Here is a 17,889-nt window from a genome sequence, read left to right on the forward strand (position 1 = left end):
CAGTGGCCGCGCGCACCGTCATCTATGTGGCCGAGGATGTTGCCCGGCTCCCATGACATGCACCCCGGCACCCGTCAACCGCGCTCCGACGAGAACGCGACGAGGGCCGCCAGGTGGGCTCGGGAGGTGATGCCCAGCTTGGGAAACGCCTTGTAGAGGTGATAGCCGACGGTCCGCGGGCTGAGGAAGAGCTGGGCGGCGATGTCACGATTGGAGGCACCGCCGGCCGCCAACCGTACGACCTGGCGTTCCTGGGGGGTGAGCACGCTGAGCGGGTCGTCGGCCTTGCGTGGCGCCGCGGGCACGTCCCCGGTTGCGCGCAGCTCCACGCGGGCGCGTTCGGCCCACAACTCCGAACCGAGCCGGTCGAAGACCTCCAGCGCGCCGCGCAGCTGCACACGGGCGTCCGCCCGCCGCCGTGCCCGTCGCAGCCACTCGCCGTAGGCGAGCCGCGTCCTCGCCAGCTCATACGGCTGGGCGAAGTCCCCATGGAGGTGTACGGCCCGCGCGAAATGCGCCTCGTCCTCCTCGACGAGAGCGCGGCAGCGCATGGCGATCGCGTCCGACGACGGCTGACGGACGTGCCGCGCCCAGGCCACGTACCGGGCGAGCGGCTCCCGTGCCTGCGCCGGCTCGCCGCTGCGGACGGCTGCCTCGACCTGGTCCGCGGCGGAGAGGACACCGATGCCGGTCACCGGGACGGCCTGCAACTGCCGCAGGGCCGCGTCCGGCCGGCCCAGGCCGAGTTCAAGCAGGCCGAGGGCCCAGCGTCCGACGGCCGCCGCAAGGACCATTCCGTGGCTGTCGGCTCTCGTTACGCCCTCTTCGGCCTTCGCGCGGCATCCCTGCACATCCCCGAGGTGCGCGAGCACCCAGGCGAGAGAGCAGGTGAGGTGGCTGACTCGGTGCTCGTGGCCGAGGTCCGTCGCCAGCCGCAACCCTGCGTTCAGGGTCGCCGTGGCCTCGCCGTACCGGCCGAGCCATCCCTGCGCGAATCCATGATCCTGGAGGGCGTGGGCGAGCCAGCCGATCATCCCGCTCTGCTGGCAGGCCGCCACGACGCCGCCGGTGATCTCCTCGCCGAGGGCGGCGCGTCCCAGCGCGAAGCACAGCGAGGCGGTGAAGGTCAGTCCCGGCACCCCCAACTCGGCCCGCCCGTACACGTCCACCGCCTCGCCCATGAGCTTGATCCCGCCGCCGAGGTCGCCGCCCATCAGGCGGGCCAGCCCGAGCGCCCCGTCGACCAGCGGCGAATCGATCGCGGGGAGCGCGCGGAGGCTGGCGGCGGCCTGCTCGGCCAGCCGCGTGTCCCCGGCGAACCAGGCGCAGCGAATGGCCTCCACCAGCAGCCAGGTGGCTCGTTCGGAGGACTGGGCCGCCAGGTGGGGAACGCCGTCCATGATGATCCGGCCCGCCGCGAGCGGCGTGCCCAGCTCGAATTCGCGGTGGGTGCGTACCTGGATCAGCGCGGCGATGATGTTCGGGTCGTCCACGTCGGGCGTGGCGCTGTCGGCGAGGGCGGCAGCTCGACCCATAAGTCCGGCGTCACTGGCTGCCAGCGCGGCAGCGGCCAGCCGTCCGGATCGTCGTACCGGGTCGGCGGTGAGCTCGGCGGCTCGCTCGTAGGCGGCCGCGACGGCGGCGTGACCGCCACGGGTACGGGCCCGTTCCGCCGTTTCCTGCAACTCCCGTGCGATGGCCTCGTCAGGACCGAGTACGGCGGCGGCCAGGTGCCATGCCCGGCGGTCGGCCGCGTCGATGACCGGCGAGCGGGCGAGCGCGTCGGCAAGGGCCCGGTGTGCGGCAAGGCGCCGGGTGGCCGGCGCGCTCTGGTAGGCGGCAGCCCTGATGAGGGGGTGGCGGAAAGCGACAACGGTCCCCCTGATCTCGATCAGCCGGCTCCGCTCGGCCGCTTCCAGCCCGTGCAGGGAGGCACCCGCGGCCACCAGGGCCTCCAGCTCACCGGAGCCGTCCGCCGCCGCGATCAGCAGCGCGGTCCGCGCGGGCTCGGGAAGCGCGGCTATCTGTGCCTGGAACGCCTCCTGGACTCGATCGGCGACGGGCATCGCCCCCACCGGTGACAATCGCCCCGCCCGCTGCTCGACGCTGAGCGCGGCGGGCAGTTCGATGAGCGCCAGCGGGTTGCCGTCCGACTCCTCGATGAGCCGCTCCCGCACCTGCGGTGGAAGGTCGGCGGGGAGCAGAGCGGCGGCTGCTGCGCTGTCCAGCCCGCTCAGCCGGAGCTCGGGCAGCCCTGCGGCGTGGAAACCCGCGCGGGCGGCGAAGACCATGACGACGCCCTCGGCCTCGATGCGGCGGGCGGCGAACAGCAGCGCGTCGATGGACGCCTGGTCGAACCACTGCGCGTCGTCGACGAGGCAGAGCAGCGCGCCATCCCCGGCAAGCTCGGCGAGCAGGCTCAACGTGGCCAGCCCGACCAGGAACTGGCTCTCTGGCGCGACGTCGCCCAACCCCAGGGCACCGTTGAGCGCGGCGGCCTGTGCGTCGGGCAGCGTGTGGATCCGGTCGAGACCGCTGCGCAGGAGCAGGTGGAGTGCGGCGAAGGGCAACGCGGCCTCGGACTCGACACCGACGCCGCGCAGCACTCGCATGTTCGCTGCCCGCCCGGCGGCATGGTCCAGGAGCGCGGACTTGCCGATTCCCGCCGGGCCTCGAACGACCAGGGCCCCGCTCCGGCCGCTCCTGGCCTCCGCCAGGAGCCGCTCGATCTTCGCCTGCTCCCCGTCTCGTCCGTACAGCACGGTCAGGAAGCTACCGTCACGATGACTGATTCGGCCTGGTGCGGACCTTCGTAGCTTCGTGATGACACGCACGCCAGCACTACGAAGGGACCGCCGAGATGGTCACCGTCGCCAGCCCTGTCCACACCGCCGCCGACGCCAAGCTGCTCCGCTTCGCCCTGAAGCAGGATGCGTTGGGCTCGGGCGCGAACGGAGTCGTCTACGTCGTCGTCGCGGCGATCTTCGGTGAGCTGTTCGGCCTCCCCGCCGTCCTGCTCTACCCGGTCGGCGCGTTCCTGGTCGCCTGGGCCGCCACTCTGCTCCTTCTCGCCGCGAGGCCGGCGGTGAACCGGATCGCCGTGGGCGCCGTGATGGCGGTCAACATCGCCTGGGTGATCGGGAGCGTCGAGCTGCTCATCGCCGGTTGGTTCCCGCTGACCGGCCTCGGCACCGCACTGGTGATCGCACAGGCGGTGGTGGTCGCCGGCTTCACCGGCCTGCAGTTCGCCGGCCTACGCAAGGCGTGACTCCCTGCCATCCGTCGGCGCCCGCCCCCAAGGGGAGCGGGCGCCGAGGCCGTCCGCCGGGGGCGTGGCGACCCGCCGCACGCCGTCCGGCGACCTGACGCACGGGCACTCTCGGCGACACGCCGCTGACCCGTCGTGTCCGTGATCTGGCTGCACCCGCCGTTCACCTGGTACGACGGTGGGGTGCACGGTCGACGAGGAGGTACCGATGACCGGTGGACGGGAGACCGTGGAGGTCGACCCGGTGGTGTTCCGCGCCGTCTACGACTCGCCCGCCTCGCTGCCGGGCCGGCACCGCTGGACCACGCCGGAGTCGGACGTACGCCGGTTGGAGAAGCTGCTGAACATGCCGGCACGCAGCATCGGCGCCCCACTCTGGGTCAGCGGCGACGAGCCGGACTGCCCGAAGTGCGGACGCCGGGTGAACTGGTACGACATCGTCGCCTCCGCCCTGCACGGGGTGCACGACCGGGCGATGATCGCTCGCGTCATCCTCGGCGAGCGCAAGTACGTCAACACGGAGGTGCCGGCCGGAATCCCCGGCGTGCACTGCGCCGACTGCCGCACCCCGATCGAGGGGCTGCGCAGCTTCAAGTGCCACAACTGGGCGTACGCCTTCGAGGCGCTGGAGGAGATCGTCGAGCGGATGTCCGGGATGCCCGCACAACCCGGGCAACGCCGATCCTCCGACACCCCCACCGTGACCTGACTCCCGGGCCGCGCCCCTCCGCCGCGGATCGGGGTGGGTCAGGGAGTGAGAAGGAGGGCCAGGGCGGTGCCGAGGATGAGGAACGGGCCGAAGGGGAGGTGGCTGGACCAGCGGACCCGACGCGCCGCCAGCAACCCCAGCCCGACCACCGCGGAGAGGGTGACGGCCAGCGCCAGCCCGAACACCAGCACCGGCCAGCCGTACCAGCCGAGCAGCGCACCGGCGCCGAGCGCCAGCTTGGCGTCACCGAGCCCGAATCCGCGCCGGCCGAGCAGCAGAGTGGTCGCCGCGAAGCCCGCACCGAGGACGAGCCCGGCAGCGGTCGCGCGCAGCCAGGGCGCTGGACCGGCACCGGCAAGCGCGGCCATCCCGAGCAGCGCCCAGACCCCGGCCGCCGCCGGGTAGGTGAGCCGGTCCGGGAGCCGGTGCACGGCGGCATCGACCAGGGCCAGCGGCACCGCCCAGGCGAGCCACCAGGCCACCGCCAGCCGCGCCCCGGCCGGGCCGCCGGTCAGCGCGAACACCCACATCGCCGTGGCCAGCGCCAGCTCGACCGCGCCGGGTGCCGCGCCGACCCGTGTCCGGCAGACCGGGCAACGGGCCGCCGGCCCGAGCGCCGGCAGTGGCCGGTCCAGGCCGGTCGGCGCGCCGCAGCCGTCGCACCCGGCCCGGTCCGCCGATCCCGGGGGTACGGCGTACCGGGCGACCGCCAGCCGCATCGCCGGTACGACCGCCAGGGCAGCGAGCAGACGTACCACCGGACGCCGGGTGGTGGCCTCCCGGGTGGCGGCCCGGAGCCGTTCGGCGGTCACGCCGACCCCTCCGTACCCGCCGGCATTCGGCCGCAGGTCATCACATGGACACCCACCGGCCGCCACCACCCGTCATCACCGAGCGTGTTCGATTGGCTTTCCTCTGTCGCATCGGCGTGCGTCAGCCTATGCTCGCCCCTCGGGTACGACGCAACCCCGGAGACGGCGGTGGCCCGGACCGCCGGGCGGACCCTGATCATCGGCCGGCACCGGAGGGACTGACCGGCGGGTCGGCTACCGTCCTCGCCATGCCAACGCACGTGGTCCGCACCCCCAGCCTGGACGTCCCGCACGAGCCACTCCCCGCCGAGCAGGTACGGGAGGGTTCCCCGACCACGGGTGCCGTCCCGGTGCCAGCGGTGGCGGGGCTGGACGTCGGGGTGTGGGAGCACAGTCCCGGGGTGAGCACCGACGTGGAGGCCGACGAGGTCTTCGTGGTGCTCTCGGGACGAGCGAGCGTCGCCGTCGAGGGCGGCCCGACGCTGGAGCTGGCCCCGGGCGACCTGTGTGTACTGGAGGCCGGCGCCCGGACCACCTGGACGGTGCACGAGACGCTGCGCAAGGTGTACGTCAGCCCGGCAGACTGACGCGACCCGGCACGGCCCAGTGGGGCCGCCGGGTCAGGGTAGGCGGGCCTCGAGCCGGCCGTTGACCACCCGGGTCGGCAGGATCACCTGGTCGTTCGCGGCCGGCCCATGCACCACCTCGCCGCCATTGAGGCGGAACGTGCTGCCGTGCCACGGGCACACCACGCAGTCATGGCCGTCGATCTGCTCCACCTTGCCCTCGCCGAGCGGTCCGCTCTGGTGCGGGCAGCGCTCCAGCATCACGGTGACCTCGTCGCCGTGCCGGTAGAGGATCACCGACACGTCGTCGATCTCCCGCGTGACGAGCTGCCGCTGCGGCACGGTGGACAGCTCGCCCAGCGGGTGCCAGCCCTCGCCCATCAGGTGCATCTCCGAGATGCTCTGGCTGACCTGCGCGCCCTGCTTGTACGCGAGGTGTCCGCCCAGATACGCCCCACCGCTCGCCGCCGACAGCCCCGCGTACGCCAGCGCCCGGCCCATCCCGTGCCGACCGTTCCGCCGGGCGACCAGCGATGCGACGTAGCAGGCCAGGGCGATGCTGTTCGCGGCGGCGTGCACCTGACCGACCCGGCGCTGGTCGCGGGAGAGGGCCGCCCAGTCGTTGAGGCCGGCGACGGCGGCTGGCACGGCAGTCACCGTGCCGGCCGCGATCAGGGTAGTCGCGGCCCGGCGCTGTCCGGGCATCAGGTCCAGCACCGCGGCGCTCATCCAGGCCCCGACGGGCAGCTGCACCATCGCCGGGTGCAGTGGATGCCCCAGCCAGACACCGTGGAGGAAGTCCCGGACCCGCTGGCCACGCAGGGTGCCCTGGACGGCCCGCTGAAGTTGGTCGCCGATCCGGTCGAGCCGGGAGGCCTGTTCGAGTTTCGTCAGTAGTCCGCGCACGTGGTCCGACTTCCCGGCAGCCGAGCTCCCAAACCGGGCGGCACCGGCGAATCACCCCATCGGGTGGCTCCGCCCTGCCGAACGCCGGGCGCGATTCGTTCACGCCATCAGTTCCAAGCCCGCAGGCCAAGTAACCGCCCTCGCCGTGCCGCACCCGCCGCACCGCACGGGCCCCGCCGCCTGCGCGGCACGGCACGGATCCCCTGGCGCGCCGGCCGCCGTCGAGGGCATGCTGACCCGATGGGGGTACGCGTCGAGCACGCCGGGCCGGTGACCACGGTGGTCCTGGACCGGCCGGACGCCCGCAACGCGGTCGACGGTCCGACCGCCCGAGCCCTCGCGGACGCGTTCCGCGCGTTCGAGGCCGACCCGGACGCGGCGGTCGCCGTGCTGTGGGGCGCCGGCGGCACGTTCTGCTCCGGTGCCGACCTCAAGGCCATCGGTACGCCGCGCGGCAACCGCGTCGAGCCGGAGGGCGACGGCCCCATGGGTCCGACCCGGATGCGCCTGTCCAAGCCGGTGCTCGCCGCCATCTCCGGGTACGCCGTGGCCGGCGGCCTGGAGCTGGCGCTCTGGTGCGACCTGCGGATCGCCGAGTCGGACGCGGTGCTCGGGGTGTTCTGCCGGCGCTGGGGCGTACCGCTGATCGACGGCGGCACGGTCCGGCTGCCCCGGCTGATCGGGGAGAGCCGGGCCATGGACCTGATCCTCACCGGCCGCGCGGTCCCGGCCGAGGAGGCGTACGCGATGGGCCTGGTCAACCGGCTGGTCGCGCCGGGTGAGGCGCGCGCGGAGGCCGAGCGGCTGGCCATCGACATCGCCCGGCATCCGCAGACCTGCCTGCGCAACGACCGGGCCGCGCTGCTCGCGGGCGCCGGCCTGCCCGAGCCGGAGGCGATGGCCACCGAGCTGGCCTTCGGCACCGAGTCGCTGATCACTGACGCGATGAAGGGCGCGGCCCGGTTCACCGCCGGCGCCGGCCGGCACGGTGCCGTCCCCGAGGACGACGCCGCGGCCGGCCGCATCAGGGCCTCGTCGGAGCGGCCTACCTGACCAGCGCACCACCCACCTGCCGCGCACTCATTGCGTGCTGATCGGGATGATGGCCTCCATGTGCTCGTATGTGACCTGCCCGTCGAACGGCGGGATCTGTCCGATCGTCACGTAGTGGTCGCCCAGGCCCACCGGGTCGTCGTGTGGCATCGGCTTCTCCGCGGCGACGAGCGTGAGGTCCAGCACGACGTCCGACCTCGCCGGCGGGCCGGTCACGGTGCACACCACGGCGGTCACATCGGTGTCCGCACGTCGGGCGCAGCCGCCCCACCCGGCACCGGCCGGAACTACCTGGCTCGGCAGGATCAGCAGGACCGCCAGCCGGGCGACGTCGATCGAGCCGGTGTTGTGCACCGTCACCGTCATCCGGCCCACATATTCGGTTCCGGCCGGTTGAAACGACAACGCGGTCGGTACGACGGACAGCACGGCGGTCGGCGGGTGCGCCGGGAACGAGGTCGGACCGTCGACCTGAACGAACCGCCCGCCCTGCAAGGCGTACGTGCGCCACTGGTTCGGCACGAGCTCCTGCCCGCCGTCGGTGTACTCCTCGGAGACCAGCACCGCGACGCGACCACCGCCGCGAGCCTCCAGGTGGTCCATCATCGCGAAGCCGTCCTGCGTGCCGACGAGCCGGCCGATCGATTTCAGTTCCGCGCCGCTGCGGCGGAACGCGACGACCTGACTGCCTCCGGCTTCCGGGCCTTCACCGCACTTCAGGTGCGCGACGTAGTCGTCGACACCGTCGCCGTCGACGTCCGACACGACGTACGACAGGACATTTGCCGGCCGGTGCGCGGCGTCGCGTTGGAACTGGCCGTGGCTGATGGTGCCCCGGCCCGTGGTACAGGTTGCGTCCGCGGTTGCGCCCCAGGGCGGCACGGTGATGGTGGCCGAGTTGAACGGACCCGGGTCCGGGCCGTCCTGCCGCTCGTCGGGCAGTACGGTCGGCGCCGGTGCGGGGGTCACGGCCGGCGGCGCGGGGTCGCTCCGTACGGTGACGGCGGTGGTGAGTACGACCGTGGCGACGGCGAGCCCTGCCACGGCGGTGGAGACGGCGCGGCGGACGCGGATACGGTGAGAGGTCGCGAGGGCCCGGTCACGCAGGTCGACGGCGTCGACCTCAGTGGCGATCCCGCTCAGTGCGTTGCGTAGGTTGTCGAGCTCGGTCATCGCGCACCTCCGGACACGCCGGCCCCGTTGAGTTCGGGTGCCAACACGCGTAGCCGCTCCAAGGCCTTTGCGGTCTGGCTCTTGATCGTGCCGATGCTCACACCCATGGCCTCCGCCGCTTGCGCCTCGGTGAGGTCGTCGAAGAACCGCAGCACGACGACCGCGCGCTGCTTCGGGGTGAGCCGGGACAGCGCGCTGCGCAGCGACAGCCGCAGCGCGGTCAGGTCGGCGTGATCGGCTTCGGCACCGGCCCGGTCAGGCAACTCGCCGGTGAACGACTCGGCTACGCGCCGGCGCCGCCAGCGGGACACCTGCAGGTGGTACATCGTCTTGCGCGCGTACGCCTCGGCATTGCCAGTGGCGTGGAGATTCCGCCAGGCGCGATGGGTGAGCGCGAAGGCACTCTGCACCAGGTCCTCGGCCAACTGCTGATCTCCGGTGAGCAGGTACGCCGAACGCAGCAGCGCCGGAGTCCTGGCACGGACGAATGCGTCGAACTCACGCGCCAGGACGTCCACGTCCGCCTCTTCTCGACCTGGAGTTGGGTGCTACCACACCAGCCAAGACGACTACTCAGCAGAAAAGGTTGGGGGTCGTCGCGGACGAAGCTCACTTCAACGACCGCAGCGCGTCCTCGATGGCGCGGTGGAAGGTCGGGTACGCGTAGATCATGTGCCGGAGCTGGCTGAGCGGTACCGCCGCGTGCACCGCCACCACCAGCGCGGACAGCACCTCGCCACCGGCCGGGCCGACCGAGGTGGCGCCGATCAGCACGCCCTGGTCGGCGTCGGCGACCAGCTTGATGAAACCCGCGTTGCCGGCCTTGTGGATCCAGCCCCGGGCGGAGGAGGTCAGGTCGGCATACCCGATCTGGACGTTGACGCCACGCTCGCGGGCCTGCTTCTCGGTGAGGCCGACCGCGCCCACCTCGGGGTCGGTGAAGGTGACCCGGGGCAGCGCCCGATAGTCGGCGTACGGGACACTGCCCGGCGCGCCCGTCGACCCGCCCGCGCTCATCGCCCCGCCGACCGCGCTGACCATCCCGGCGGCGCCGCCGACCACGCTGGCGGTGCCGCTGGCGTCCGGTCCGCCCCTGGTCCGTCGCATGTGGTCGAGCACGTCGGCGACGACAATCGCCGCCTGGTACGTGGCGATGTGCGTGAAGGCACCCTCGCCGGTGAGGTCGCCGACCGCCCAGATTCCCGCGGTGACGTGCATCCGCTCGTTCACCGGCAGGTAGCGCTGGGTGGCGTCCACGTCGACGGTCTCCAGCCCGAGCTCCTCCAGGTGCGCCCTGCGGCCGGTCACCACCAGCAGCTTCTCGCCGGTGAACTCGGTGCCGCCCGCGTGCACGGTGAAGGTGGCGCCGTCGTGGCCGACCCGCTCGGCCCGCACCCCGGTCTCGATCCGCACCCCGTCGGCGCGCAGCGCCTTCGCGGCCACCTCGGACGCCTCCGGCTCCTCGATGGCGAGCACCCGGTCGGCCGCCTCGACCACCGTCACCCGTACGCCGAACCGGGCGAACACCTGGGCCAGCTCCAGCCCGATCGCGCCGCCGCCCAGCACCAGCAGCGACTCCGGCAGTTCCTCGACCTCGATCGCCTGGTGGTTGGTCCAGTACGGGGTGTCGGCCAGGCCGTCGATCGGCGGGATCGAGGGGCGGGTGCCGGTGCCGAGCACGATCCCGTACCGGGCCCGGAAGAGCTGATCGCCGACGCGGACCCGGTCGGGGCCGTCGAGCCGGCCGCTGCCCCGGACGAACCGGCCGCCCTTGCCGGTGAACCGCTCGACCGCCACCCGGTCGTCCCAGGTGTCGGTGGCCTCCTCGCGGATCCGCCGGGCCACCGGCGCCCAGTCGGGCCGGACCTGCGCGGACCCGGCCAGCTCGTTGACCCGGTGCGCCTCGGCCAGCGCGTTCGCCGCCCGGATCATCATCTTGCTCGGCACGCAGCCCCAGTACGGGCACTCGCCACCGACGAGGTCCCGCTCGATACCGACGACGGTGAGGCCGGCCTCGGCGAGCCGCCCGGCCACCTCCTCGCCGCCGACCCCGAGGCCGACCACGACCACGTCCACCAGTTCCGGCTCCGCCATCCCGCCAGCATTCCGTACCCGGGCGGGCACCGCGACCGGACCGGGCCGGAATTGCCCGCGACCGCAAGGATCTCGCGGGCCTACGGTGGCCGGATGCACGCACGCTTCAACCCGGTCCGGGACTGCTTCCACGACCTGTTCGCCAGCGGCCGGGAGACCGGTGCCGGGCTGACCGTCTGGTACGACGGCGCCCCGGTGGTCGACGTGACCGGCGGTACGGGCTGGGGCCCGGACACCCTCGTCAACGTCTACTCGGTCGGCAAGCCGGTCGCCGCGCTCTGCCTGCTCATGCTGGTCGACCGGGGTCGGGTCGACCTCGACCGGAGGGTGTCCGAGTACTGGCCGGAATTCCGCACCCCCGCCACCGTGCGGCAGATCCTCAGCCACACCGCCGGCTTGCCGGCGTTTCCGGTGCCCCGGCCCGCCACGGCGGTCGCCGACTGGGCACTGCTCTGCGCCGACCTGGCCGCCGCCGAGCCCGAGTGGGCACCCGGCAGCGTCGCGGGCGAGCACGCCTGGACGTACGGGCACCTGGTGGGCGAGCTGGTCCGCCGGGTGGACGGGCGGCCGGTGGGGCGGTTCCTGGCCGACGAGATCGCCGGGCCGTGGCACCTCGACCTGGGCTTCGGCCTGAACCCGGCCGACCAGCGGCGCTGCGCCGACCTGTCGTACGGGGATCCCGGCTGGCCGATGCGGGTGCTGGGCGAGCCGGGGTCGCTGGGCGCCCGGGCCGTGGGCAACCCGGCGGGCGGCCTGGACCTCGGGGTGCTGAACAGCCCACTCTGGCGGGGTGCCGAGGTGCCGGCGGTGAACCTGCACGCCACCGCGTCCAGCCTGGCCCGCCTCTACGCGGGCCTGCTGGCCGGCGGCGCCCTCGACGGGGTACGCCTGTTCAGCCCGGAACTGGTCACCGAGGCGACCCGGGTGCAGTACGACGGAGCGGACCTCGTACTGGACCGGCGGGCGTGCTGGACGCTGGGCATGCAGTGGGAGCCGGACGGGAGCTGGGGCATGGGCGGGATCGGCGGGAGCAGCGCCTGGGCCGACCCGGGACGCGGCTACACCTTCGCGTACGTGACGTCCCGGCTCGCGGACCACGACCGGGTGGACGAGCTGGTCGAGGCGCTGCACTCCTGCCTGTGAGGGCCGGGAGGGGCCCCGGCGTTGACCGGGGCCTGTCCTCTCATGCCACCAGGGCTGGGTGGATGGCGGGGCCGGGGACTGTCACCGGCGTGCCGGTGGAGGTGAGCAGCGCCCGCACGGCCACCGTCATCCGGCGTCGCCGGGGCACGACGGCCCGCCGCGCGAAGACGTCGTAGTCCTGGGCGGCCACCTCGTCGAGGATCCCGCCGTACAGCGCGTACGCGGTGCGCATGCAGGACTGCGAGGCGGGGGTGAGCAGGGGGATGCCCGGCGCGGCGGTCGCGTAGTGGGCCTGGGCGCGCCTCACCTCGTACTCGATCAGCTCGCGGATCGTCGGGGTGGCGCGGCCGGCCGCCCTGGCCGCGAGCAGCTCGTCCCGGGTGACGTCGAACCTGGCCAGGTCCTCGTCGGGCAGGTAGGTCCGCCCCCGGTCCAGGTCCTCGGCGACGTCCCGGATGAAGTTGGTGAGCTGGAACGCGAAGCCGAGCTGGCGGGCCGGCTCCCGAGCGGCGGCCGGGTCGGAGCTGCCCAGGATCGGCAGCATCATGGTGCCGATGACGGCGGCCGAGCCGTCCATGTAGTTGAGCAGATCGTCGTAGGTCGGATAGGACGTGACCGTCAGGTCCATCGCCATGCTGCCCAGGAACGACGTGAAGTCGGTGCGGTCCAGGTCGAAGCTGGCGATGGTGTGCAGCACCGCCGGGAGCAGCGGGTCGTCGACCGGCTCCCCGTGCAGCCCCGCGACGAAGCGGTCGGACCACTCCGCCAGCCGGGCGCCGCGCTCGGCCGGCGGCAGCTCGTCGGTCCGGTCGACGATCTCGTCGGCGTACCGCGTGAATCCGTACAGCGCGTGCACATGCCGCCGTTTCCAGGCGGGCAGCAGCCGGGTGGCGAGATAGTAGGTCCGGCCATGGCGTCTGTGCAGCTCGCGGCAACGGTCGTAGGCAGCGGTGAGTTCGGTGTCCACCGGCCCTCCCAGGATTCGACGCAGCAATCGACGCAACTCGTAGCATTAGGGTACGCTCTCGGCATGGCCAACGACGCAGCTGGGGTCGATGCGCTCCGGGTCGCGCCCGCGCAGCCGGGAGCGCCGGACCATCCGGTCCGCGGCGCACTGGCCGCGTTCACCACTGACCTGGTGAGGGGGATCGACGAGACCCTGGCGGGGTTCCTGGCCGCCGAGGTCATCGCGCTCGCCGAGATCGATGCGGCGATGGGCGGTTTCGCCGCGACGGCACGCGACTGCGTGCTGGCCGGCGGCAAACGGGTCCGCCCGACCTTCGCGTACTGGGGATGGCGCGGGGTGGTCGGCGACGACGAGTCGCTGCCGTCGGTGCTGCCGGCGCTCGCCGCGCTCGAGCTGCTGCACACCTTCGCGCTGGTGCACGACGACGTGATGGACGGGTCCGACACCCGCCGCGGCCTGCCCACCGCGCACCGCGCCGCCGCCGATCGGCACCGGGCGGCCGGGCACGCCGGCGACCCGGAGCGGTTCGGCGAGTCGGTCGCGGTGCTCATCGGTGACCTGTGCATGGTGTGGGCCGACCGGCTGATGGCGCACGCCACCGTGCCGCCGGCCCGGCTGCTCGACGTGCGGCGCTGCTACGACCAGATGCGGATCGAGACCGTCGCCGGGCAGTATCTCGACGTCCTCGGGGCGAACGACGTGGCGGGCTGGTCGGTGGACCGGGCGCTGCGGGTGGCCCGTTACAAGACCGCCAGCTACACCGTCCAGCGGCCACTGCTCTTCGGCGCCCACCTGGCCGGGGTCGAGGCGGACGCACCGGTGACCGCCGCGTACACCCGCTACGGGCTGGCCGTGGGCGAGGCGTTCCAGCTTCGCGACGACCTGCTCGGCGTGTACGGGGATCCTGCCGCCATCGGCAAGCCGGCCGGGGACGACCTGCGTATCGGCAAGCCGACCACGCTGTTGATGCTGGCCCGGCAGCTCGCCACCCCGACCCAGCGCCGCGCCCTCGACCGCGTCGGCACGGACACCGGGGCGCGCGAGGTGGCCCGGCTGGCCGAGCTGGTCGCCGACACCGGGGCGGTGGCCCGGGTCGAGCGGATGATCTCCGAGCGGGTGGCCGACGCGCTGGCCGCGCTCGCCACCGCCTCGATCGACGGGACCGCACGCACCGCGCTGACCGGTCTCGCCACTGCCGCCACCACTCGGCGGACATGATGGGCACTTGGTGAGGAGGTGGGCGTGCGGACCGTGACCGGACGTACGGACCGGGTGGTGGTCGTCGGCGCCGGCCTGGGCGGGTTGGCCTGCGCGCTGCACCTGGCCGGCAGCGGCCGGGAGGTGACCGTCCTGGAACGCGAGGCGGCGCCGGGCGGACGTGCCGGCCGGCTCAGCACCGACGGGTACGAGTTCGACACCGGCCCCACCGTGCTCACCATGCCCGACCTGATCGCCGAGGCGCTCGGTGCGGTGGGCGAGGAGTTGACCGACTGGCTCGACCTGACGCCGCTGGACCCGGCGTACCGGGCGTACTACCCGGACGGGTCGACCCTCGACGTCATCACCGACACCACCCGGATGGCGACCGAGATCGCCCGGGTCTGCGGCCCCCGTGAGGCCGACGGCTACCTGCGGTTCGTCGACTACGCCCGCAACCTCTGGGAGTGGGAACGGGCCGACTTCATCGAGCGCAACCTGGACGCCCCGACCGATCTGCTCACCGCCAACCTGCTGAAGCTGGTCGCCAACGGGGCGTTCCGGCGTCTCCAGACAAAGATCAACCAATTCTTCCAGGATCCGCGCACCCGGCGGATCTTCTCCTTCCAGGCCATGTACGCCGGCCTCGCCCCGCACGACGCGCTGGCCATCTACACGGTCATCGCGTACCTCGACTCGGTGGCCGGGGTCTGCTTCCCTCGCGGCGGCGTCCACGCGGTCTCCCGGGGGATGGCCGGGGCGGCCGAGAAGCACGGCGTGCAGATCCGCTACGGCACCACGGTGACCCGGGTGGAGACCGCGCACGGCCGGGCCACCGGCGTGCTGACCGCCGACGGGGAGTTCGTCCCGGCCGACGTGGTGGTGCTCAACCCCGACCTGCCGGTCGCCTACCGGGAGCTGCTGCCCGCCGGCCCACGGCGCAGGCTCACCTACTCGCCCTCCTGCGTGGTCCTGCACGTCGGGTCGACGCAGGGCTATGCGAAGATCGCCCACCACAACATCCACTTCGGACGGTCCTGGCGGGGGACGTTCGACGAGGTGATCCGGCGAGGTGAGCTGATGAGCGACCCGTCGCTGCTGGTGACGAACCCGAGCCGGACCGACCCCTCGGTGGCCCCGGCCGGGAAGCACACCTACTACGTGCTCGCCCCGGTGCCGAACCTCGACCGAGCGCCGTTCGACTGGCCGGGCGGCCTGACCCGCCGCTACACCGACCAGCTCATCGGGACTCTGGAGGAGCGGGGCTACGTGGGCTTCGGCGACGGGGTCGAGGTGCTGCATACGGTCACCCCGGCCGAGTGGGCGGCGCAGGGCATGGCTGCCGGCACGCCGTTCTCCGCCGCGCACAGCCTCTTCCAGACCGGGCCGTTCCGCCCATCCAACCTGCACCGCACGCTCGGCAACGTGGTCTTCGTCGGCTCCGGCACGCAGCCCGGGGTCGGCGTACCGATGGTCCTGATCAGCGGCAAGCTCGCCGCCTCCCGCATCACCGGGGCCGGTCGGTGAACGCGAGGAGCGCGGCGGGGCCGAGCGCCGCAGCCACGAACGAAAGGCCGGTACCGTGAGTTCGCGCGAAGGACACCTGGTCGAGCTCGTCGACGACGGCGGGCACGTGCTCGGCGAGGACAGCGTGGCCGCCGCCCACCAGCGTCCGGGCCGGCTGCACCGCGCGTTCTCGGTGCTGCTGGTCGACCCGGACGGGCGGATCCTGCTCCAGCAGCGGGCTGCCGTCAAGACGCGCTTCCCGCTGCGCTGGGCCAACTCCTGCTGCGGCCACCCGCTGCCGGGCCAGTCGCTGGTCGAGGCCGCCAACCGCCGGCTGGCCGAGGAGCTCGGCGTCGGCCCGGTCGACCTCACCGAAGTCGGGGTGCACCTCTACCACGCCGAAGACCCTGCCACCGGCCGCGTCGAGTTCGAGTACGACCACGTGCTGCGTGCGGACGTGCCGGCCGACCTGCCCACCCGGCCCGACCCGGACGAGGTGGCCACCCTGCGCTGGGCCGACCCGCACGAGTTGGAGGCCGACCTCGACGCCGACCCCAGCGCGTACGCGCCGTGGCTGCGCGGAGTGGTGGACCGGCTGCTACGTCCGGCACGTCCCGCCACCGCCGGGTCCGGCGCGCCGACGGATGAGGCACCGGAGCGGCCGGGTGGCCGATGAGGCGCTGAGCGCGGGAGCCGTCGCGCGCCGGCTGGGCGTCGCAGTCACCACGTTGCGCACCTGGCACCAGCGCTACGGTCTCGGCCCCAGCGAGCACGTACCGGGGCACCACCGGCGCTACACGCCGGCGGACCTCGCGCGCCTGGAGATCATGCGGCAGCTCACCGGGGACGGGGTGAGCCCGGCCGCAGCGGCCCGCTGGGCCCGACAGGCGCCCGCGCCGGCGCCACCCCAGGCCCTCGGGCCGACCCCCCGTCCGCACGCCGCCCGGGACGGCGGCGGGTCGACCATCCCGGTCGGCCGGGCCGGACCGGTCGCCCGCGGGCTGGCCCGCGCCGCGATGCGGCTGGACTCGGCGGTCATCGGCGAGACGATCGCGCACGCCCTCGTCACCGACGGCGTGGTGGCGACCTGGGACGGGCTGCTCCGGCCGGTGCTCGCCGGCATCGGCGAACGGCACGCCGCCACCGCCGGGCTCATCGAGGTGGAGCATCTGATGTCCCGGTGTGTCTCCGAGGCGTTGGCTGCGGTGGCCCGGGCACGCCCGACCGCCGAGCCGGCCCGGATCCTCCTCTCGTGCGCCGACGAGGAGCAGCACAGCCTGCCGCTGGAGGTGTTGGCCGCCGCTCTCGCCGAGGCGGGAGTCGGCTACCGGATGCTGGGCCCGCGGGTGCCGGTGGCGGCCCTGGTCGAGGCGGTCACCCGGACCGGGCCGGCGGCCGTCGTACTCTGGTCGCACACCCGGGCCACCGCCGATCCGCACCAGCTCGCCGCGGTGCTCGCCGCCCCGTGCCGGCCGCTGCTGGCGCTCGCCGCCGGGCCGGGTTGGCGGGCCGACACGCTGCCGACCGGCGTGGTCCGGCCGCTGGACCTGACCGAGGCGGTCTCGCTGGCGGTGGCCGTACGCGATTCGCTGGACCGGTCGATGACTGGCTGACCTCCCCTTCCCGCTCCAGCACCGCGTCGACTACGGTCGGAGGTCCGCATACCCCGACCCCTCTCGGGAGCGATGATGCGACCACGCACCGCGCTGGCGCTCGCCCTTGGCCTGGTGCTGTTCCTGACCGGCTGCGGCAGCTCCGGCAAGACCCCACCCCAGGCGGGCGGCCCACCGACCGCCTCGCCCACCTCGGTGCCGAAACCGACACGCACCCCACGACCCACCCCTACCACCCCACCGAAGCCGAAGCTTCGCCCGCTGCCGAAGACCCTGCCCGCCGGGCTGAAACGCGGCAGCGGCGACCGCGCGGTGGCGCTGACCTTCGACGACGGCCCGGACCCCCGGTGGACGCCCCAGATCCTCGACCAGTTGCGTGCGGCCCACGTCACCGCGACGTTCTGCCTGATCGGCAAGCAGGCCCAGCGCCACCCGGAGCTGGTGGCGCGGATCGTCCGGGAGGGCCATCAGCTCTGCAACCACAGCTGGCGGCACGACCTGAACCTCGGCCGACGACCGGTCGCGGAGATCAAGGCCGACCTGCTGCGGACGAACGAGGCCATCCGGGCCGCCGTACCGGACGCCCAGATCACCTGGTTCCGCCAGCCTGGCGGCCGGTGGACGCCCGAGGAGGTGTCGGTGGCGCGCCAGCTCGGCATGCGCCCGCTGCACTGGACCGTCGACCCGCAGGACTGGAACCACCCCAACGCGAAGACGATCATCAAGCGGGTGGAGGCGGCGGCCCGCCCCGGCTCGATCGTGCTGATGCACGACGGGGGCGGCGACCGGAAGCAGACCATGGCCGCCTGCCGGCACCTGATACCCGACCTCAAGCAGCGGTACGGGATCTCCCGGCTCCACTGACCCGGCCCTGACCTGCGA

At 73.5% G+C, this 17,889-nt stretch carries 17 protein-coding genes; 10 read left to right on the top strand and 7 right to left on the bottom strand.

What is annotated here, in order from left to right; genetic code table 11:
* Nucleotides 1–74 precede the first annotated feature (74 nt).
* Complete coding sequence (locus ACNAVT_RS10150) at nt 75–2,762, bottom strand: helix-turn-helix transcriptional regulator (RefSeq protein ID WP_416294995.1); 2,688 nt, start codon at nt 2,760–2,762, stop codon at nt 75–77.
* 98 nt (nt 2,763–2,860) lie between these two features.
* Here ACNAVT_RS10150 and ACNAVT_RS10155 point away from each other — a divergent pair, with 98 nt between their 5' ends.
* Nucleotides 2,861–3,268: a hypothetical protein gene (locus ACNAVT_RS10155; RefSeq protein WP_416294997.1), complete on the top strand. Its 408-nt coding sequence runs from the start codon at nt 2,861–2,863 to the stop codon at nt 3,266–3,268.
* Between the two features lie 208 nt (nt 3,269–3,476).
* Nucleotides 3,477–3,977 (top strand): hypothetical protein, encoded by a 501-nt coding sequence (locus ACNAVT_RS10160; protein WP_416294999.1) that lies wholly within the window; start codon nt 3,477–3,479, stop codon nt 3,975–3,977.
* A gap of 38 nt (nt 3,978–4,015) precedes the next feature.
* Here the strand turns inward: ACNAVT_RS10160 and ACNAVT_RS10165 are convergent, their stop codons facing one another.
* Nucleotides 4,016–4,735 carry a prepilin peptidase gene (locus ACNAVT_RS10165; protein WP_416295197.1) on the bottom strand — a complete coding sequence of 240 codons (720 nt, stop codon included), beginning with the start codon at nt 4,733–4,735 and terminating at the stop codon, nt 4,016–4,018.
* Between the two features lie 302 nt (nt 4,736–5,037).
* On the opposite strand from ACNAVT_RS10165, the gene ACNAVT_RS10170 reads away from it, so the two are divergent.
* Entirely contained in the window at nt 5,038–5,376 is a 339-nt protein-coding gene (locus ACNAVT_RS10170; RefSeq protein WP_416295000.1) for a cupin domain-containing protein, read from the top strand.
* 33 nt (nt 5,377–5,409) lie between these two features.
* Here ACNAVT_RS10170 and ACNAVT_RS10175 read toward each other — a convergent pair whose 3' ends face one another.
* A complete protein-coding gene (locus tag ACNAVT_RS10175) occupies nt 5,410–6,261 on the bottom strand; it encodes a Rieske 2Fe-2S domain-containing protein (RefSeq protein ID WP_416295002.1) in 852 nt (283 codons plus the stop codon).
* 240 nt (nt 6,262–6,501) lie between these two features.
* On the opposite strand from ACNAVT_RS10175, the gene ACNAVT_RS10180 reads away from it, so the two are divergent.
* Nucleotides 6,502–7,314: a crotonase/enoyl-CoA hydratase family protein gene (locus tag ACNAVT_RS10180; RefSeq protein ID WP_416295004.1), complete on the top strand. Its 813-nt coding sequence runs from the start codon at nt 6,502–6,504 to the stop codon at nt 7,312–7,314.
* Nucleotides 7,315–7,341: 27 nt separating this feature from the next.
* Here ACNAVT_RS10180 and ACNAVT_RS10185 read toward each other — a convergent pair whose 3' ends face one another.
* The 3 genes from ACNAVT_RS10185 to ACNAVT_RS10195 form a co-directional block, all read right to left on the bottom strand.
* Nucleotides 7,342–8,487, bottom strand: a complete 1,146-nt coding sequence (locus ACNAVT_RS10185) for a hypothetical protein (RefSeq protein ID WP_416295006.1) — start codon at nt 8,485–8,487, stop codon at nt 7,342–7,344.
* Nucleotides 8,484–9,005, bottom strand: coding sequence for a SigE family RNA polymerase sigma factor (locus ACNAVT_RS10190; protein WP_416295007.1), 522 nt, complete (start codon nt 9,003–9,005; stop codon nt 8,484–8,486). Before ACNAVT_RS10190 ends, ACNAVT_RS10185 begins: the two co-directional genes overlap by 4 nt.
* 91 nt (nt 9,006–9,096) lie before the next feature.
* Nucleotides 9,097–10,581, bottom strand: coding sequence for a dihydrolipoyl dehydrogenase family protein (locus tag ACNAVT_RS10195; RefSeq protein WP_416295008.1), 1,485 nt, complete (start codon nt 10,579–10,581; stop codon nt 9,097–9,099).
* A gap of 93 nt (nt 10,582–10,674) precedes the next feature.
* On the opposite strand from ACNAVT_RS10195, the gene ACNAVT_RS10200 reads away from it, so the two are divergent.
* Nucleotides 10,675–11,724, top strand: a complete 1,050-nt coding sequence (locus tag ACNAVT_RS10200) for a serine hydrolase domain-containing protein (protein ID WP_416295010.1) — start codon at nt 10,675–10,677, stop codon at nt 11,722–11,724.
* A gap of 40 nt (nt 11,725–11,764) precedes the next feature.
* On the opposite strand, the gene ACNAVT_RS10205 is transcribed toward ACNAVT_RS10200, so the two are convergent.
* The gene (locus tag ACNAVT_RS10205; protein WP_416295011.1) at nt 11,765–12,691 is read right to left on the bottom strand and encodes a phytoene/squalene synthase family protein; all 927 of its coding nucleotides are present in this window, start codon (nt 12,689–12,691) and stop codon (nt 11,765–11,767) included.
* A 63-nt stretch (nt 12,692–12,754) separates the two neighbouring features.
* Between ACNAVT_RS10205 and ACNAVT_RS10210 the strand changes: the two genes are divergently transcribed.
* The 5 genes from ACNAVT_RS10210 (at nt 12,755) to ACNAVT_RS10230 (ending at nt 17,871) form a co-directional block, all read left to right on the top strand.
* A complete protein-coding gene (locus ACNAVT_RS10210; RefSeq protein WP_416295013.1) occupies nt 12,755–13,909 on the top strand; it encodes a polyprenyl synthetase family protein in 1,155 nt (384 codons plus the stop codon).
* A gap of 24 nt (nt 13,910–13,933) precedes the next feature.
* Nucleotides 13,934–15,415 (top strand): phytoene desaturase family protein, encoded by a 1,482-nt coding sequence (gene crtI, locus ACNAVT_RS10215; protein WP_416295015.1) that lies wholly within the window; start codon nt 13,934–13,936, stop codon nt 15,413–15,415.
* A 55-nt stretch (nt 15,416–15,470) separates the two neighbouring features.
* A complete protein-coding gene (gene idi, locus ACNAVT_RS10220) occupies nt 15,471–16,070 on the top strand; it encodes an isopentenyl-diphosphate Delta-isomerase (RefSeq protein ID WP_416295017.1) in 600 nt (199 codons plus the stop codon).
* A complete protein-coding gene (locus tag ACNAVT_RS10225; RefSeq protein WP_416295019.1) occupies nt 16,060–17,007 on the top strand; it encodes a MerR family transcriptional regulator in 948 nt (315 codons plus the stop codon). The genes idi and ACNAVT_RS10225 overlap by 11 nt, the downstream gene beginning before the upstream one ends.
* A 75-nt stretch (nt 17,008–17,082) precedes the next feature.
* A complete protein-coding gene (locus ACNAVT_RS10230; RefSeq protein ID WP_416295021.1) occupies nt 17,083–17,871 on the top strand; it encodes a polysaccharide deacetylase family protein in 789 nt (262 codons plus the stop codon).
* The last annotated feature ends 18 nt before the right edge of the window (nt 17,872–17,889 follow it).

It is taken from the genome of Micromonospora sp. SL4-19, assembly GCF_047921475.1.
Lineage (GTDB): Bacteria > Actinomycetota > Actinomycetes > Mycobacteriales > Micromonosporaceae > Micromonospora.

Coding starts and splice junctions, on each gene's coding strand:
- ACNAVT_RS10155 (WP_416294997.1), top strand. CDS start 2,861: ATGGTCACCGTCGCCAGCCCTGTCCACACCGCCGCCGACGCCAAGCTG.
- ACNAVT_RS10160 (WP_416294999.1), top strand. CDS start 3,477: ATGACCGGTGGACGGGAGACCGTGGAGGTCGACCCGGTGGTGTTCCGC.
- ACNAVT_RS10170 (WP_416295000.1), top strand. CDS start 5,038: ATGCCAACGCACGTGGTCCGCACCCCCAGCCTGGACGTCCCGCACGAG.
- ACNAVT_RS10180 (WP_416295004.1), top strand. CDS start 6,502: ATGGGGGTACGCGTCGAGCACGCCGGGCCGGTGACCACGGTGGTCCTG.
- ACNAVT_RS10185 (WP_416295006.1), bottom strand. CDS start 8,487: ATGACCGAGCTCGACAACCTACGCAACGCACTGAGCGGGATCGCCACT.
- ACNAVT_RS10195 (WP_416295008.1), bottom strand. CDS start 10,581: ATGGCGGAGCCGGAACTGGTGGACGTGGTCGTGGTCGGCCTCGGGGTC.
- ACNAVT_RS10200 (WP_416295010.1), top strand. CDS start 10,675: ATGCACGCACGCTTCAACCCGGTCCGGGACTGCTTCCACGACCTGTTC.
- ACNAVT_RS10210 (WP_416295013.1), top strand. CDS start 12,755: ATGGCCAACGACGCAGCTGGGGTCGATGCGCTCCGGGTCGCGCCCGCG.
- ACNAVT_RS10230 (WP_416295021.1), top strand. CDS start 17,083: ATGCGACCACGCACCGCGCTGGCGCTCGCCCTTGGCCTGGTGCTGTTC.